General features: G+C 74.2%; 1 protein-coding gene and 1 riboswitch. The gene reads right to left on the bottom strand.

The features are described 5' to 3' along the window. Positions 1-185: 185 nt before the first annotated feature. Positions 186-326: riboswitch (cobalamin riboswitch) on the bottom strand. A 63-nt stretch (positions 327-389) separates the two neighbouring features. Beyond that, positions 390-1,702: glycosyltransferase family 39 protein (locus tag MCM47_RS40185; protein WP_238951779.1), on the bottom strand; the 1,313-nt coding region annotated here is incomplete at its 5' end.

Here is a 1,702-nt window from a genome sequence, read left to right as displayed (position 1 = left end):
GGCTGAGGCAGCGGTGGTCAAGGCGCTCTCTCCTGGCGGCGATCGGCGGCGGTGGATCGAATCACCGGGCCGTTCGGGGCAGGGGAGCACGGCGCGGCAGCCGGACGGCGTCGCGCGACGGTGTCATCCCCGGCCCGCCCGCGAGGCCCGGAAGTACTACTGGTGCTGAAGGCCTCTGCGGGGAGGGCGACCGGCACACCGTCGGCAGGTACTCGGACTCGCGGGCTCGGCTGGAGCCGCCCGCACACCGCTGCGGGGCAGTCCCGGATTCCCACCGGGTTCCCCTGCGTCGACAGCAGGGACGAGCATACATCTAGTGGCGACTGAGTATGACGGCCCCATATGTAGTGGCGGCGTGTCGCCGAGCCCGGGTTGCGGGCCCGTTGCGCTCAGTATCTGAGGAACACTTTGTACGTGCCGGAATCGCCGGTCGGGGAGCTGAACTGAGCGATCAGGCGGTAGTGCCCGCCGGCCCCGAGAGCGTCCGCGAGAGCCCGGTTCATGGCGCTCGGAGCGGTGCTGTCGAGGACGACCAGGTTGAACCAGCCGTCCCGGACGGCGGTGACGGTGCCGTCGTCGCCGCGGTGCACCACGCCGGCCCGGTCCTGGTACTCGGTGCCCCGGCGGGCCGAGAACCACTGGTCGGGTTTGCTGACGCTCCCCAGGTAGTACTCCGGCAGTCCCTCGACCTCGGTGAGGTAGCGGCCGTGCGGCTGGGCGTGCAGGCGCAGCACGCTGAGCAGCCGGCCGGAGTCGGGACCGTCCTGGTACCGCAGGGACGCCTGCTCCAGCCCGAGGGCGAGCAGCACCACCCACACCAGGATGCCCAGCTGGGGGTTGCGGAAGTGCGCGCCGACCAGCCTGGTGATGCCCACGCCGGCCAGCGGCGCGGCGAAGAGCATGCCGAACCCGAGGTGCCGGAACATCACGCCCGGGGTGCCCAGGCAGGCGTACAGGACCGGGATCAGCAGGGCCGTCCCGCACAGGACGGCGCTCAGCGCGGCGCGGCGAAGCCGGGTGGCCGTGATCTCGTCGTCCTCGGGCGACTCGTACATCCGCTCGCGCCGCACGTAGGCGGCCGCCCCGGCGCAGGCGAGCAGCGTGAACAGGCCGCTCCACCGGGCCGCGGAGAGCAGGACCGACCCGGCCGACCGGGCCTCGTGGCCCTGCGTGGGCGACCAGGCCGCGATGTCGTCCAGCAGGCCGAACGGCAGCAGCAGCCCGACGATGCCGACGGCCAGGAGCAGTGCCCGCAGGGCGGCCGGGCCGCGGCCCTTCCGGGCCGAGGCGGAGATCACCGCGAGGGCGAGCACGGCCGGCAGGGCGACCACCGCGGCGTACTCCGCGGCGACCGCCAGGGCCGCCACCGGCGCGGCCAGCAGCACCAGGGCCACCGGGCCGCGGGCGGTACGGACGACGATCCAGGCGCTGACCGCGACCAGGGCGATCGCGAGGGCGTCCGGGGCCGCGTAGAAGCCGACGACCACGGTGGACTGCACGACGGCGTACGCGGCGGCGCCGCAGATGGCCACGCGCTCGTTGAAGAGGCGGCGGGTCAGTGAGTAGGCGAGGACGGTGGTGGCGAGGGCCAGGACCAGGCTGACCACTCGGGCCCCGAAGATCCCGCTCGCGTTCGCGGCGGCGCCGGCCAGTGGCGGGTAGAGCCAGGGCGCGCCGGGGGTGGGGGGGGCCCGGGCGGGGG

Source organism: Kitasatospora sp. A2-31, assembly GCF_022288725.1.
GTDB lineage: Bacteria > Actinomycetota > Actinomycetes > Streptomycetales > Streptomycetaceae > Kitasatospora.
The sequence above is the reverse complement of the archived record's forward strand: the minus strand, read 5'-3'. Positions and strand labels throughout refer to the sequence as shown.